At 47.5% G+C, this 18,691-nt stretch carries 1 protein-coding gene and 1 pseudogene; both read right to left on the minus strand.

Features of this window, described 5'->3' with window-relative positions; all coding sequences use genetic code 11:
- Positions 1-99: 99 nt before the first annotated feature.
- Positions 100-18,552, minus strand: a complete 18,453-nt coding sequence (locus AC6R1A_RS15565; RefSeq protein ID WP_500646197.1) for a VCBS domain-containing protein — start codon at positions 18,550-18,552, stop codon at positions 100-102.
- A 30-nt stretch (positions 18,553-18,582) separates the two neighbouring features.
- Positions 18,583-18,691, minus strand: a pseudogene (locus AC6R1A_RS15570) (VCBS domain-containing protein); the annotation flags it as partial.

The following is an 18,691-nucleotide window of genomic DNA, read 5'->3' on the forward strand; positions in this document are numbered from 1 at the left end:
AACCGCTTCGGGATGACCAAAGCGGTTTCTCACTGAAATTGGTGAATTTCAGATAGCACAAAACAGCCGGAGTCATTTTTGACTCCGGCTGTTTTTATCTTAGAGCTTTAAATCTTCAAGGCTGTCCATCAAGCGATTAGTGATATCAGAAGCGGAAGCACCATCGAAATCAATAGTTAAGAAATTCCCTGCTTTCTCAATCGTCATAGTAGAGGATTGCTCATCTCCCGTAACAGACACTTTCACTGTCGAAGTCGAGGTTTCGCCAACTTGTGCAGTACCAAATTCACTTAGTTCACTTAGTAACTCGTCAATATCCGTTGACGATACATCGGCAAATAGGTCAGCCAAATCGAGCTTATCACCTTCGGCGCGATTGAAGTCTGTCACTCTGTCATGAGCAGTCTCCATTTCAACCCATTTAAAGATATCTGCACCTTCACCACCGGTGAGGATATCGTCACCTAATCCGCCAATGAGTGTGTCGTCTCCACCTTGTCCATACAAAATGTCACTACCCATCCCTCCGTCAAGCGTGTCACTTTGTCCAAGTACACTATTGCTATCATCAAGTGTTTCTTCAAATAGCTTATATGTATCATGGTTTAAAACGATAAATTGTTGCAACTCTTCATCGCTTGGTTCAGAACCATTTTCCAGCGTCAAGAACTGTTTCAGTCCATCTAACCCTAGACTTTTTTCAGTTGGACTGTCCACTTGCTCCCAAGGTAAGTAATGTGTGTTTATTGCATCACCAAATAGGATGTCATCACCCCGACCACCAAGAATATAGTCACTATCCATCTCTCTATAAGTTGTGTGCGAGATTTCCCCTTCTAGCGCAGCTACGAGTTGATTTCCAGAGGTGACCACTTCTACTTGACCTAGTGGTACTTGAGTGCTTCCAACAATAGAAATGGTCGCATCCAACTTAACGCCATCCAGATCACCGTTCCCTCTACTACCGTTATCCAGATATAAAGCTAGTCTGTACGTACCGGCGTCTGTTATCTCAATCGAATTATCAAGGGTACTACGAACGGGGCCAACGCTTGTTTCCCACTTATCTCCAGTTAACTTTTCAATACTCCAATGGAAGGTATCATTGTTTCCAAAGTGTTCAATGATCGAAAAATCAAGCGCCACAGATGCAGACTGATTGATATCTATACTAAATTCATTTCCGTTGACAGTCTTAGCATCATCTCTTCCACTAACAACGATGTCTATAGTTTGATCCACTATAGAAGAAACATGACTGATATCAGTGTATTCCGAGTCCACGATGTTAGTGTTGTCAAACATACGAAGAACATGTGTTTCATTACTATCAGTCGCAATACCTATCGCCTTTACTTTACTGATAGCTGTAAGTTCGTTGTAAGCAGCGAGTGCTTTACTTAGATCTGCGTTGTCAGTTGAACCACCCGAACTGCTAGAATCGCCAGTATAGGTAGTCGGCTTACCGTCTGTCACAAACAAGGTCAGATTGTCTGCATCAGAACTCGAATCACTCAAACTATCAAACCAGTTTTTCGCTGAATCAAATGCCGCTTCGTAGTTAGTCGCACCATCAGCAGACAAAAGATTTATTGCCGCCTCTAACGCACTCCAATTGTTATCTTGAATGTCAGAAATACTAACAGCGGCATTTGCTGAAGAAGAAAAGCCGATAAGGGCAATGTTAATCGTGCCTGAATGCGTATCCAACCCTTCAATAAAACTCATCAACGCCGCTTTCAGAACACCTAGTCGAGTGCTGCCATCAAAGCCTTCCTTCATGCTGCCTGAAACATCAGCCAAGATCGCAATGTTGTAATTCTTCGCTGGCGTAATAGTTATATCTATCCCACCAACATCACCAATAATTACATCATCAGCACTATCGCCGAGTAACTGTTGTTCTGGCGAGGTGTCGACAATGAATTTATCCATGGCAAAAGTAGCAAACTCAGAATCGGATCCAGTAGCTTGGCTGCTATTGTAATCTTGAGCTACGGCATTCGCTGTCACCGTAAAGTCCAAGCTACCCGTATAGTTAGGAGTAACTTTTAATTGAGCATTATCGATGGTTGTACTGAAGTTATTGTCCTTGTTAAGGTCGACCGTAATGTTGAAAGTCTGTAAACCATTGTTTTCTCCCACTGGGTCAACTTTAACGCCTCCAATATACAATTCCACACCGACTGGTATACCCGTGAGTTCGACTCGGTTATCAACTAGGTGCTCAGAACCGTCTTTGTCCTGCAATTCTACGTCCAACGTCAATTGGATCATGCTGCTTTTTACAACATTTAACGCACCAGTTTCATTGTCTAACTCTACGATTGCATCAGCAAATATAAGCCGTTCAATTTGATATAAATTATCTGTGTTATTTGGTCCGTATTCAGGAGTATCCCTATTAAAAGTGTCTCTAATTTCCCAATCACGTCGTGTGGTGGTATTACCCACAAACGTTATCTCGTAGTCACTGAAGTTACCAACATAGACGGCTGTGTCAGTCGCATTATCTAAGGATCCAGTCCCCCCTGTCAGATTATCTGCACCTTGTTTACCGACAAAGATATCAGAACCGTTTCCTCCTAGATTCGTAATGGCATCTCCAGTTAGATGGTCACCTTGCCCTGCATCTAAACCAATTATCAAATCATTACCTTCACCGCCAATCGTTTGACCATTGACCGTATTTAAAATACCGGAAATACCTAGCTCTTCTAGTTCTGACTGGGATAGCTGAGTATTCGACTGTGCGTTAACAAGCTTACTATGCAGTTCAGAGCTCAGTGAGGCATTACTAACAATAGTATTTAAGCTTACTGTTACAATAGGAGCATCTGCCACTGGAGTAATATCAACCGTTAGCGTATGACTACTCGTTTGACCATCTATCGTCACTTCAAACCCAACGCGAGCGTAATCACCATGTGTGTTGCCAACTAGAGTGTCATCAAAGCCATTAAAGCCAGACTCGTGCTCAAGCGCTTTGAAACCGATGATGCCGGATTCAATAAGCGCACTGGTTACTTGGCTACTGTTGATTGGTTGCCAGTCAGGGTCATAACTAGTACCTACATTCTTAAAGAAGACATTATCCGGTGAAGACGTAATTTTTAGTCCATCGCCCGATTGGATACCAAAGTCATTTAATGACAATAGCAATACTGTGTCCTCTGCTCCCTCTACTTGATTGTCCAAGGTACCATCAGGGTTGAAATCAATGACTTTGATTGTCGTTTCTGCAACGGCTGAAATCTGACCTTTATCATCCGTTACTGTCACTTCAATAACACGATCTGTGTTGTCTGGGTCATCACTGGTATTGCTGAATTTAATGACTTTAAGTGCCGCTTCAAACTCATCTGCTGATAAGGTACCACCGATTTTTTCCGTAATGACAAGTAAGCCAGTAGTAGGGTCATTAGTAACAGAGAACATGCTTCTATCTACTAACGAATCATCTAACTGGTCTCCAGTTTGACCCTTGGTGAGTTTGATTGACATTGAAGAGATAAGATTATGGTCATCAAAAATGTCAGCATCGACATCGGCAATAGTGACCGCATCTTTTCCTTCAATGTAGGTGGTCGAGTAATCAATACCATCATCAATCGGACGGATCGCAATAACCAAATCGTTGTAGTCTGTATCACCACTGTTGACCGGCAAATCTTCAATCTTAATTTCTGACTTATCGTCAGAAATCTGGAACTGTAATTTATGGGAGTCAACATGGCTAAAGTAGGCCGTTTGGCTACTTTCATTACCATTGATAAACAGTTTTCCTTGCTCATCAACCGTCAAGAGATCATTTGGCTTAACGGCATTAGCTCCGTTAGACAAAAGGAAAAACTCCACATTATCTAGAGAGTTAAGTACCGCCAGCGCTTGTTTATCTACAACACTGTGGGTATTGCTAATAAGAACGTTGAGCTCAGCCGTGCCTGTGTTGCTGTCCCAGATATAGTAGCCGAACACGTTACTATGACCCGCACTTTCCGAAACCATATCGATCTGATATTGAGTACCGTTTAGATCAACTTCTGGTCGATCGTCATTTAAAATATCCCCAGATGCAGCTACACCGCCAACCTCAATGTGATAGGTTTCTTTAGGCTCAACCACACCATCTAGTAGAGTTGGAATGACGATATCGAAAGATTTTACATTCGGCGGCACAAACAATTCGCCAGTATAGTCATTGTATGTGACACCGTTGGTAAAGGTGGCATTACTTAAATCAACATCTTGATTGTCTGCGTCACCTACTTGGTTAGGTTTGATACCAAACTCAACCGCAAGCAATTGAGAAAGCACAGAGCTACCAGATAAATTCACGGTAAAGCTTAATGATTCACCTTCACTGACTCGTACAACGTTAACATCGATAGAGTCAACACTGACTACTGGCACGTCTGGATTGACGATAATCGTAATGTTCGCCGTATCTGTGCCACCATTACCATCTGAAATAGTGTACTCAAATGTCTCTTCACCACTGAAATTATTATCAAAGTCAAAGACAACATACTCACCATCGATAGAGGCTTTATTATCTCCCAATCCAGTAATTGTAATTTCGTCACCATCTAGGTCGAAATCATTAGATAAAATCTCTGAAATTGGAATACGGATTTCCCCTTCGCTTTGATTCACCGCATAAGCGCCTGTGCCTGTTGCTTCAAAGCCAACTAGGAAGTAATCTGATGAGTCGGTATTTTTCGCTTCGCCCTCGACAAAATCAGTCGCTTCAAACACCACTGTATCGAACGCAACATCAAGGTCATAACTAAATGAACCTGTATGTCCTGAATCAAGGCTAAACACACCACTTTGCACTGGCTTACCATCTAGGTAGGCAGTCCACATACCTTGCTCTCCTGCTGCACCTTCACCTGAAACAAGATGAGATACCGCGAAGGAGAAGCTTGTCGCTGGTTTAGGCAAACTGATAGCAATCTTCTCAGACTCACCAGTTGCACGGTTGTACTGTAACTGAGCCGCCGGACCACCGTTAATGTTGCCTTCTACCCCTAACTCGTAGCCATCGGTTACGGTCAGTTCTTTAATTGTGTTTGTATTTTGGCTGAAATCACCAGACTTGCCGACATAACCAGAAACGGTAACCCCTTCAAAATCCCAAGTGTTGCGTTCTTCTGCGAATATCCCTAACTGAACTGTGTATGTTTGCGGATCATCATTCGCATCAGGGGCATTGTTAATCGTAACGGTTGACTCTTCACTGTAGTTTTTATCGGAATCTATCGCTCGATAATCAAACGAATCATCAGAACGGGTATCGATGTAACGAAGCTCCCAGTTCCCTTTGCCCTCGGTAGACAAATCAACAGATTGGATCATAGCGCCATCTGGCAGCGCGAACGAATCTGAAGGTATAGTGACTTCATGGAACAAATCTTTATTGCCACTGGTGTCTTTTTGGTACTCGAATGGGGAATTGTGGACGTTGTTATCAGCATCCACCCAAGTCACCATAATTGTTACTTTCGATTCATTGCCGTTATTTAGGTTCTTATCGAAATAGCCACCAAGGCCATCTAAGCCAAGAGTGATGCTGTCGGCTGGGCGGCTATCGAAGTTAACCGTAATTGTCTCGCCTTGCTGAATGCCATTACCTTGACCAACACCGATACCGTAGCCAACATGATTTGCGTTTTCGTTGTATTGAACAAGGTCGTTGTCACCTTGTCCCTCTTTACTTGCTGTAACGGTTACCACATCGCCATCGGCAAGCGTGAGCTTACGAACAGATGGATCATCTGTTGCTTCACCCCAGTTGTGGAAGTTGTTTTTCGAAGGCGAATGACTATCGACATCTTGTTCGTCTTTAACGCCAAGTAGGAACCCTTCACTATTTTCGCTGCGGATGTACTCAATCAAGTTAGGATCTTCAAACACCTTACCTTCTTTGACTAAGTTGCCGTTTTCATCAAAGACAGCAAGGTCATCCTTGGTAATGACATTATCACCGTATTTCAATACACCGTGATCCGGTAGTTCAGTAATGACAACACCAACGTTTGTATTCGAATTGTTGTCATTGTCGTCTTCATTGTCGGAGATATGATCTGAGCCATCACCTTCAATGCTGCCATCGCCGTCATTGAAAATAACTTTAGCCGTCCCAGACTCACCCACGTTGATAGAGAAGTCTTCCGACTCTGGTGGGTTGTCTTTACTATCATCAATTGCAACATCTCTGTTCGCCGATGAAGTATCTAGCTGTTCGAAAACATCTTTATCATCATGTTTTACCGATACGACACTAACGTTGAACTGTTGGCCTTGTTCGTACTCGTTATCTTGTACTGTTTCAATGTTAAAGTTGGCAGTTTTGGAACCAGCAGCGATTTCAACTTCAATGACTTCAACAATATCCTGGTTATCAGCATTGGTGTAAGTGTATTCAAGAGTAATAACACTCTTCTCAGGTACCGCTTCACTCAGAGAGATGGTGAATGGTGTCTTAGTATCACCTTCCATGACCGTACTTGGGCCTGCTAAGGTAACCGTAACTGTCTCTTTATCTGTAGTATTCGTCTCATCCACAATTTTGCCTTCTGCAGAATCTTGGCTTGGGATTTCAACGAATTCACTATCAGAAGATACTTTTAGGGTAACGGTCTCTTGGCCCTCAAGAAGGCTGTCGTCAATCACTTTGACGAACACTTCGATGCTATCTTTGCCTTGTGCGATAACAAGAGCAGCAAGCTCCTCGGCTGTTAGAGCTTTATAATCATTTCCTTCTTTTACATAAATCGTATCTTCGTAATCAATACCTTTTGTCGCCGTATCGCCTGTGGCACCAAGGGTAAGAGCAAGACCAATATTCTCAGAAATAAGCTCATCTAGATTAACTTCGAATGATAAGTAGGACTCATCACCTTCAGTCACTGGTTGGCCTGCCGTCACTGTCAGCTCAGCAACAGGTAAAACATCTACATTTACAGTGATGGTGTCTGTACCACCATTGCCATCTGAGACGGTAATCACAAATGAGTCTTTACCATCAAACTCTGGGTCTGGTGTGTAAGTCCAATTGCCATCAGCATCAATGTCCACTTTACCATTGCTTGGTTTGTCAGCGGTGTAGGTAAGGTCATCCCCTTCAGTATCAGTCGCTTTCACTTTGCCCGATACGGAAGCATCTTCTTTGGTAGAAGTGTTGATCGTTTCATCGTCACCCAATGGCTGATTTTTGTCGTCAACGAACTCAGGCGCATCATTGATTGGTTTGACATTAACAGTAACGATGGCGGTATCTGTGCCACCATTGCCATCTGAGATAGTGTACTCAAATGTGGTTACACCATTGAAGTTGTCTGCCGGGTTAAAGACCACTTCACCACCAATAATCTCGACCGAACCATGGCTTGGGTCTGTCATCGAAACCGATGTAATTGTTATATCATCACCATCGATATCAAAATCGTTATCAAGAAGTTGAGAATGTGTAATCTCAAGAGTTGTATCTTCGTCTGTTGTTAGGTCGACAAGAATTTCTTGTAGCTTGATATTATCAAGGTAAGTGCCACTGTTATCACCAGCCCCCCCCACTTCAACGAAACTTATCGTGTTATCTCCTACCGCACCAGTCACCTCAAAGGTATGCGTCTCCATCGAATTACCGTCAGGCGTGATAGTTGCGATAACAACGCCATTCCAGACTACTTGCAATTGCGCAGTGTGGTTGTTCCCTTTAGACGCAATATCAAGTGAGATTTGGTAAGGTTTACCTTCTTCAACACCTTCGACAGTCTGAGACAATGTAACATTGTCACCTCTACCGCCTTCACCTTCCATATCGATGAAGTGGTCAAGATCTGTCTCTACTCGATTATAACCATCATCAACCAAGTCTAAGTTACCTGAGTTGGCATCAAATACCCAACCGTCTAGGTTGCTCGCTCTATCGCCCCAGCCAGGTGCGCTGTTACTGCTGGTGAAATATTCGAAACTACCATTGACAATCAGGTTGTCACCAAGTTTGTGACCATCGTCAGTAGCGACTGGCGGATCGTTGACTGGAGTAACATTAATAAATACCGTGGCTGTTGATGTTTCACCACTAGGATCAGCGATAACATACTCGTAACTGGCGACACCATTGAAGTCTTTAGCTGGCGTGAAAATTATCTCGCCATTAACCATTGTAACTTCACCGTTAACTCCGTTTTGGACAGAAATAATAGTCAAATCATCGCCATCAGGGTCAGTATCGTTAGCCAGAAGTTCTTCAGGTGTAAAGCGAATTTCTTCCTCTTCTTGAGTTTGGTAACCAGAGGCGTTTTCTACCGAGATATTGTCAATGTATGCACCGAAGGTATCGTCATTACCGTTGCCAGTGAAAGTCAGAGTGGTAGAAGAATCTGACACAGTTTCATCAAAGGCGATGGTGTACCAACCATTACTTGGGTCTTGTGTAACAGTGAGACCCTCTAATTGAGCGCCATTTCCAGAGGTAACAAAAATGTTTCCGTTTGGAGCAGAGTGAACAACGACAGTGGTATCACCAAACGTCACGGTAAGGCCGCTGTCGCCTTCATGGTTTGGTCGCGGTTTATAATCAAATGTGACCGTATGTGTAGAGCCTTCTTTAGTATCTAAATCTCTTGAAATACTAACTAGCTCATGACCATCAAGCTCCGCATGTGCATTGCCATCCGACGCGGAAGAACCGCCAACGTTGCCTGTTTGGATCTCTAACTCTGCTTTCTCACCATCTGAGTTAGTAATTGTCCATCCGTTGTAATCGGCAAACGTATTCCATTTACCGTTTGCTAAACCACTTTCTTCAAACGACTCTTGGAATATGAGACCTTTGCCATAGTCATTAACAGCGGTGGGTGCGTCGTTGCGGCCATTAATCGTAACTTCAGCGGTTTGCTCAACCTCACCCCCTAAACCATCGACCACTTTGTAAGTCAATGTGATGACTTCCTTTTCCCCTTTAGCAAGGTAGGTAAAGTATGACGGATCAATGTTCAGCGTGTGGCCGTCTGCATCCAGTGATAAACCATCAACTAGACCAGTGATGTCTTTAATGGATAACGTTGCATCCGCATCCACATCATCTGCACCTTTTAAGAGATTCAGTGTCGTTGTCGCTGCATCTTCATGCGTTGATTTGCTCAGTGCACCTGCCACTGTTGGCGCATCGTTGCTTCCTTGAACTTCTACGGTAATAGTATGACTTGCGCTGCCATCAAGCGACTTGACTGTCAGCTTCTCTTCGTATGTGTCACCTTGATCCAGTTTGTTCGCTTTGGTGTCATTGAGGGTATATGTCCACGCGCCCGTTGACGCATCGAAGGTAAAGTCACCGTATCTGCCCGAAAGCTTCGCACCATCAACAGCTGCGAACGTGTCTTGGCCTCTGTCGGCATCTGCGACTTCAAGTTGTCCTTCTGCAAAGTTGTTGCCGATCGTACTGCCTTGTCCGTCAATACCAGCTTCAATCACATCTTCGCTCTGAGCGTCTTTAACTGAAATCGTCGCTTTATCATTGCGGCCATTGATCGTAACTTCAGCCGTTTGCTCAACCTCACCACCTAAACCATCGACCACTTTGTAAGTCAAAGTTATAACTTCCTTCTCCCCTTTTGCAAGGTAGGTAAAGTATGATGGATCAATGTTCAGTGTGTGGCCGTCTGCATCCAGTGATAAACCATCAACTAGACCAGTGATGTCTTTGATGGATAACGTTGCATCCGCATCCACATCATCTGCACCTTTTAAGAGATTCAGTGTCGTTGTCGCTGCATCTTCATGCGTTGATTTGCTCAGTGCACCTGCCACTGTTGGCGCATCGTTGCTTCCTTGAACTTCTACGGTAATAGTATGACTTGCGCTGCCATCAAGCGACTTGACTGTCAGCTTCTCTTCGTATGTGTCACCTTGATCCAGCTTGTTCGCTTTGGTGTCATTAAGGGTGTATGTCCACGCACCCGTTGACGCATCGAAGGTAAAGTCGCCGTATCTGCCCGAAAGCTTCGCACCATCAACAGCTGCAAACGTGTCTTGGCCTCTGTCGGCATCTGCGACTTCAAGTTGTCCTTCTGCAAAGTTGTTGCCGATCGTACTGCCTTGTCCGTCAATACCAGCTTCAATCACATCTTCGCTCTGAGCGTCTTTAACTGAAATCGTCGCTTTATCATTGCGGCCATTGATCGTAACTTCAGCCGTTTGCTCAACCTCACCACCTGAATCATCGACCACTTTGTAAGTCAATGTGATGACTTCCTTTTCCCCTTTAGCAAGGTAGGTAAAGAATGACGGATCAATGTTCAGCGTGTGGCCGTCTGCATCCAGTGATAAACCATCAACCAGACCAGTGATGTCTTTAATGGATAACGTTGCATCCGCATCCACATCATCTGCACCTTTTAAGAGATTCAGTGTCGTTGTCGCTGCATCTTCATGCGTTGATTTGCTCAGTGCACCTGCCACTGTTGGCGCATCGTTGCTTCCTTGAACTTCTACGGTAATAGTATGACTTGCGCTGCCATCAAGCGACTTGACTGTCAGCTTCTCTTCGTATGTGTCACCTTGATCCAGTTTGTTCGCTTTGGTGTCATTGAGGGTATATGTCCACGCGCCCGTTGACGCATCGAAGGTAAAGTCACCGTATCTGCCCGAAAGCTTCGCACCATCAACAGCTGCGAACGTGTCTTGGCCTCTGTCGGCATCTGCGACTTCAAGTTGTCCTTCTGCAAAGTTGTTGCCGATCGTACTGCCTTGTCCGTCAATACCAGCTTCAATCACATCTTCGCTCTGAGCGTCTTTAACTGAAATCGTCGCTTTATCATTGCGGCCATTGATCGTAACTTCAGCCGTTTGCTCAACCTCACCACCTAAACCATCGACCACTTTGTAAGTCAAAGTTATAACTTCCTTCTCCCCTTTTGCAAGGTAGGTAAAGTATGATGGATCAATGTTCAGTGTGTGGCCGTCTGCATCCAGTGATAAACCATCAACTAGACCAGTGATGTCTTTGATGGATAACGTTGCATCCGCATCCACATCATCTGCACCTTTCAATAGATTCAGTGTCGTTGTCGCTGCATCTTCATGCGTTGATTTGCTCAGTGCACCTGCCACTGTTGGCGCATCGTTGCTTCCTTGAACTTCTACGGTAATAGTATGACTTGCGCTGCCATCAAGCGACTTGACTGTCAGCTTCTCTTCGTGTGTGTCACCTTGATCCAGCTTGTTCGCTTTGGTGTCATTGAGGGTATATGTCCACGCGCCCGTTGACGCATCGAAGGTAAAGTCACCGTATCTGCCCGAAAGCTTCGCACCATCAACAGCTGCGAACGTGTCTTGGCCTCTGTCGGCATCTGCGACTTCAAGTTGTCCTTTTGCAAAGTTATTACCGATCGTGCTCCCTTGTCCGTCAATACCAGCTTCAATCACATCGTCGCTCTGAGCATCTTTAACTGAAATCGTCGCGCCATCGTTACTGCCCAAGATATTGACTGTGATGGTTTCTGACGCGGTGCCGTCCGCAGAAACGACTGTAAGTGAATCGGTCTCTTTGTCACCCGCATTCAGCGGATCCGATTTTGTTGGGTCGAGTGTGTATGTCCACGCACCAGTGTTGATGTTGAACGTAAAGGTACCAAAGTCGCCTTCCAAGCTGGTTGGTTGCTGGTACACCTGCTCACCGTCGTCAACATCTTTCAGGGTTAATTGACCGCCGGCGATGGCGTCACCAATTGAGTCGCCATTACCATCAATACCCACTTCCACGACTGAGATGTCTTCCTTCTCAGACGGGGTGATCGTCGCGCCATCGTTGCTGCCCAAGATATTGACTGTGATGGTTTCTGACGCGGTGCCGTCCGCAGAAACGACTGTAAGTGAATCGGTCTCTTTGTCGCCCGCATTCAGCGGATCCGATTTTGTTGAGTCGAGTGTGTATGTCCAAGCACCAGTGTTGATGTTGAACGTAAAGGTGCCAAAGTCGCCTTCCAAGCTGGTTGGTTGCTGGTACACCTGCTCACCGTCATCAACATCTTTCAGGGTTAATTGACCGCCGGCGATGGCGTCACCAATTGAGTCGCCATTACCATCAATACCCACTTCCACGACTGAGGTGTCTTCCTTCTCAGACGGGGTGATCGTCGCGCCATCGTTACTGCCCAAGATATTGACTGTGATGGTTTCTGACGCGGTGCCGTCCGCAGAAACGACTGTAAGTGAATCGGTCTCTTTGTCGCCCGCATTCAGCGGATCCGATTTTGTTGGGTCGAGTGTGTATGTCCACGCACCAGTGTTGATGTTGAACGTAAAGGTACCAAAGTCGCCTTCCAAGCTGGTTGGTTGCTGGTACACCTGCTCACCGTCGTCAACATCTTTCAGGGTTAATTGACCGCCGGCGATGGCGTCACCAATTGAGTCGCCATTACCATCAATACCCACTTCCACGACTGAGATGTCTTCCTTCTCAGACGGGGTGATCGTCGCGCCATCGTTGCTGCCCAAGATATTGACTGTGATGGTTTCTGACGCGGTGCCGTCCGCAGAAACGACTGTAAGTGAATCGGTCTCTTTGTCGCCCGCATTCAGCGGATCCGATTTTGTTGGGTCGAGTGTGTATGTCCACGCACCAGTGTTGATGTTGAACGTAAAGGTACCAAAGTCGCCTTCCAAGCTGGTTGGTTGCTGGTACACCTGCTCACCGTCGTCGACATCTTTCAGGGTTAATTGACCGCCGGCGATGGCGTCACCAATTGAGTCGCCATTGCCATCAATACCCACTTCCACGACTGAGATGTCTTCCTTCTCAGACGGGGTGATCGTCGCGCCATCGTTACTGCCCAAGATATTGACTGTGATGGTTTCTGACGCGGTGCCGTCCGCAGAAACGACTGTAAGTGAATCGGTCTCTTTGTCGCCCGCATTCAGCGGATCGGATTTTGTTGAGTCGAGTGTGTATGTCCAAGCACCAGTGTTGATGTTGAACGTAAAGGTACCAAAGTCGCCTTCCAAGCTGGTTGGTTGCTGGTACACCTGCTCACCGTCATCAACATCTTTCAGGGTTAATTGACCGCCGGCGATGGCGTCACCAATTGAGTCGCCATTACCATCAATACCCACTTCCACGACTGAGGTGTCTTCCTTCTCAGACGGGGTGATCGTCGCGCCATCGTTACTGCCCAAGATATTGACTGTGATGGTTTCTGACGCGGTGCCGTCCGCAGAAACGACTGTAAGTGAATCGGTCTCTTTGTCGCCCGCATTCAGCGGATCGGATTTTGTTGAGTCGAGTGTGTATGTCCAAGCACCAGTGTTGATGTTGAACGTAAAGGTACCAAAGTCGCCTTCCAAGCTGGTTGGTTGCTGGTACACCTGTTCACCGTCATCAACATCTTTCAGGGTTAATTGACCGCCGGCGATGGCGTCACCAATTGAGTCGCCATTACCATCAATACCCACTTCCACGACTGAGGTGTCTTCCTTCTCAGACGGGGTGATCGTCGCGCCATCGTTACTGCCCAAGATATTGACTGTGATGGTTTCTGACGCGGTGCCGTCCGCAGAAACGACTGTAAGTGAATCGGTCTCTTTGTCGCCCGCATTCAGCGGATCCGATTTTGTTGGGTCGAGTGTGTATGTCCACGCACCAGTGTTGATGTTGAACGTAAAGGTACCAAAGTCGCCTTCCAAGCTGGTTGGTTGCTGGTACACCTGCTCACCGTCGTCGACATCTTTCAGGGTTAATTGACCGCCGGCGATGGCGTCACCAATTGAGTCGCCATTACCATCAATACCCACTTCCACGACTGAGGTGTCTTCCTTCTCAGACGGGGTGATCGTCGCGCCATCGTTACTGCCCAAGATATTGACTGTGATGGTTTCTGACGCGGTGCCGTCCGCAGAAACGACTGTAAGTGAATCGGTCTCTTTGTCGCCCGCATTCAGCGGATCCGATTTTGTTGGGTCGAGTGTGTATGTCCACGCACCAGTGTTGATGTTGAACGTAAAGGTACCAAAGTCGCCTTCCAAGCTGGTTGGTTGCTGGTACACCTGCTCACCGTCGTCAACATCTTTCAGGGTTAATTGACCGCCGGCGATGGCGTCACCAATTGAGTCGCCATTACCATCAATACCCACTTCCACGACTGAGATGTCTTCCTTCTCAGACGGGGTGATCGTCGCGCCATCGTTGCTGCCCAAGATATTGACTGTGATGGTTTCTGACGCGGTGCCGTCCGCAGAAACGACTGTAAGTGAATCGGTCTCTTTGTCGCCCGCATTCAGCGGATCCGATTTTGTTGGGTCGAGTGTGTATGTCCACGCACCAGTGTTGATGTTGAACGTAAAGGTACCAAAGTCGCCTTCCAAGCTGGTTGGTTGCTGGTACACCTGCTCACCGTCGTCGACATCTTTCAGGGTTAATTGACCGCCGGCGATGGCGTCACCAATTGAGTCGCCATTGCCATCAATACCCACTTCCACGACTGAGATGTCTTCCTTCTCAGACGGGGTGATCGTCGCGCCATCGTTACTGCCCAAGATATTGACTGTGATGGTTTCTGACGCGGTGCCGTCCGCAGAAACGACTGTAAGTGAATCGGTCTCTTTGTCGCCCGCATTCAGCGGATCGGATTTTGTTGAGTCGAGTGTGTATGTCCAAGCACCAGTGTTGATGTTGAACGTAAAGGTACCAAAGTCGCCTTCCAAGCTGGTTGGTTGCTGGTACACCTGTTCACCGTCATCAACATCTTTCAGGGTTAATTGACCGCCGGCGATGGCGTCACCAATTGAGTCGCCATTACCATCAATACCCACTTCCACGACTGAGGTGTCTTCCTTCTCAGACGGGGTGATCGTCGCGCCATCGTTACTGCCCAAGATATTGACTGTGATGGTTTCTGACGCGGTGCCGTCCGCAGAAACGACTGTAAGTGAATCGGTCTCTTTGTCGCCCGCATTCAGCGGATCGGATTTTGTTGAGTCGAGTGTGTATGTCCAAGCACCAGTGTTGATGTTGAACGTAAAGGTACCAAAGTCGCCTTCCAAGCTGGTTGGTTGCTGGTACACCTGTTCACCGTCATCAACATCTTTCAGGGTTAATTGACCGCCGGCGATGGCGTCACCAATTGAGTCGCCATTACCATCAATACCCACTTCCACGACTGAGGTGTCTTCCTTCTCAGACGGGGTGATCGTCGCGCCATCGTTACTGCCCAAGATATTGACTGTGATGGTTTCTGACGCGGTGCCGTCCGCAGAAACGACTGTAAGTGAATCGGTCTCTTTGTCGCCCGCATTCAGCGGATCCGATTTTGTTGGGTCGAGTGTGTATGTCCACGCACCAGTGTTGATGTTGAACGTAAAGGTACCAAAGTCGCCTTCCAAGCTGGTTGGTTGCTGGTACACCTGCTCACCGTCGTCGACATCTTTCAGGGTTAATTGACCGCCGGCGATGGCGTCACCAATTGAGTCGCCATTACCATCAATACCCACTTCCACGACTGAGGTGTCTTCCTTCTCAGACGGGGTGATCGTCGCGCCATCGTTACTGCCCAAGATATTGACTGTGATGGTTTCTGACGCGGTGCCGTCCGCAGAAACGACTGTAAGTGAATCGGTCTCTTTGTCGCCCGCATTCAGCGGATCCGATTTTGTTGGGTCGAGTGTGTATGTCCACGCACCAGTGTTGATGTTGAACGTAAAGGTACCAAAGTCGCCTTCCAAGCTGGTTGGTTGCTGGTACACCTGCTCACCGTCGTCAACATCTTTCAGGGTTAATTGACCGCCGGCGATGGCGTCACCAATTGAGTCGCCATTACCATCAATACCCACTTCCACGACTGAGATGTCTTCCTTCTCAGACGGGGTGATCGTCGCGCCATCGTTGCTGCCCAAGATATTGACTGTGATGGTTTCTGACGCGGTGCCGTCCGCAGAAACGACTGTAAGTGAATCGGTCTCTTTGTCGCCCGCATTCAGCGGATCCGATTTTGTTGGGTCGAGTGTGTATGTCCACGCACCAGTGTTGATGTTGAACGTAAAGGTACCAAAGTCGCCTTCCAAGCTGGTTGGTTGCTGGTACACCTGCTCACCGTCGTCGACATCTTTCAGGGTTAATTGACCGCCGGCGATGGCGTCACCAATTGAGTCGCCATTGCCATCAATACCCACTTCCACGACTGAGATGTCTTCCTTCTCAGACGGGGTGATCGTCGCGCCATCGTTACTGCCCAAGATATTGACTGTGATGGTTTCTGACGCGGTGCCGTCCGCAGAAACGACTGTAAGTGAATCGGTCTCTTTGTCGCCCGCATTCAGCGGATCGGATTTTGTTGAGTCGAGTGTGTATGTCCAAGCACCAGTGTTGATGTTGAACGTAAAGGTACCAAAGTCGCCTTCCAAGCTGGTTGGTTGCTGGTACACCTGTTCACCGTCATCAACATCTTTCAGGGTTAATTGACCGCCGGCGATGGCGTCACCAATTGAGTCGCCATTACCATCAATACCCACTTCCACGACTGAGGTGTCTTCCTTCTCAGACGGGGTGATCGTCGCGCCATCGTTACTGCCCAAGATATTGACTGTGATGGTTTCTGACGCGGTGCCGTCCGCAGAAACGACTGTAAGTGAATCGGTCTCTTTGTCGCCCGCATTCAGCGGATCGGATTTTGTTGAGTCGAGTGTGTATGTCCAAGCACCAGTGTTGATGTTGAACGTAAAGGTACCAAAGTCGCCTTCCAAGCTGGTTGGTTGCTGGTACACCTGCTCACCGTCATCAACATCTTTCAGGGTTAATTGACCGCCGGCGATGGCGTCACCAATTGAGTCGCCATTACCATCAATACCCACTTCCACGACTGAGGTGTCTTCCTTCTCAGACGGGGTGATCGTCGCGCCATCGTTACTGCCCAAGATATTGACTGTGATGGTTTCTGACGCGGTGCCGTCCGCAGAAACGACTGTAAGTGAATCGGTCTCTTTGTCGCCCGCATTCAGCGGATCCGATTTTGTTGGGTCGAGTGTGTATGTCCACGCACCAGTGTTGATGTTGAACGTAAAGGTACCAAAGTCGCCTTCCAAGCTGGTTGGTTGCTGGTACACCTGCTCACCGTCGTCGACATCTTTCAGGGTTAATTGACCGCCGGCGATGGCGTCACCAATTGAGTCGCCATTACCATCAATACCCACTTCCACGACTGAGGTGTCTTCCTTCTCAGACGGGGTGATCGTCGCGCCATCGTTACTGCCCAAGATATTGACTGTGATGGTTTCTGACGCGGTGCCGTCCGCAGAAACGACTGTAAGTGAATCGGTCTCTTTGTCGCCCGCATTCAGCGGATCGGATTTTGTTGAGTCGAGTGTGTATGTCCAAGCACCAGTGTTGATGTTGAACGTAAAGGTACCAAAGTCGCCTTCCAAGCTGGTTGGTTGCTGGTACACCTGCTCACCGTCATCAACATCTTTCAGGGTTAATTGACCGCCGGCGATGGCGTCACCAATTGAGTCGCCATTACCATCAATACCCACTTCCACGACTGAGATGTCTTCCTTCTCAGACGGGGTGATCGTCGCGCCATCGTTGCTGCCCAAGATATTGACTGTGATGGTTTCTGACGCGGTGCCGTCCGCAGAAACGACTGTAAGTGAATCGGTCTCTTTGTCGCCCGCATTCAGCGGATCCGATTTTGTTGGGTCGAGTGTGTATGTCCACGCACCAGTGTTGATGTTGAACGTAAAGGTACCAAAGTCGCCTTCCAAGCTGGTTGGTTGCTGGTACACCTGCTCACCGTCGTCGACATCTTTCAGGGTTAATTGACCGCCGGCGATGGCGTCACCAATTGAGTCGCCATTGCCATCAATACCCACTTCCACGACTGAGATGTCTTCCTTCTCAGACGGGGTGATCGTCGCGCCATCGTTACTGCCCAAGATATTGACTGTGATGGTTTCTGACGCGGTGCCGTCCGCAGAAACGACTGTAAGTGAATCGGTCTCTTTGTCGCCCGCATTCAGCGGATCGGATTTTGTTGAGTCGAGTGTGTATGTCCAAGCACCAGTGTTGATGTTGAACGTAAAGGTACCAAAGTCGCCTTCCAAGCTGGTTGGTTGCTGGTACACCTGTTCACCGTCATCAACATCTTTCAGGGTTAATTGACCGCCGGCGATGGCGTCACCAATTGAGTCGCCATTACCATCAATACCCACTTCCACGACTGAGGTGTCTTCCTTCTCAGACGGGGTGATCGTCGCGCCATCGTTACTGCCCAAGATATTGACTGTGATGGTTTCTGACGCGGTGCCGTCCGCAGAAACGACTGTAAGTGAATCGGTCTCTTTGTCGCCCGCATTCAGCGGATCCGATTTTGTTGGGTCGAGTGTGTATGTCCACGCACCAGTGTTGATGTTGAACGTAAAGGTACCAAAGTCGCCTTCCAAGCTGGTTGGTTGCTGGTACACCTGCTCACCGTCGTCGACATCTTTCAGGGTTAATTGACCGCCGGCGATGGCGTCACCAATTGAGTCGCCATTACCATCAATACCCACTTCCACGACTGAGATGTCTTCCTTCTCGGACGGAGTGATCGTCGCGCCATCGTTACTGCCCAAGATATTGACTGTGATGGTTTCTGACGCGGTGCCGTCCGCAGAAACGACTGTAAGTGAATCGGTCTCTTTGTCGCCCGCATTC

This window comes from Vibrio sp. R10-SG3-ISO3 (assembly GCF_059834225.1).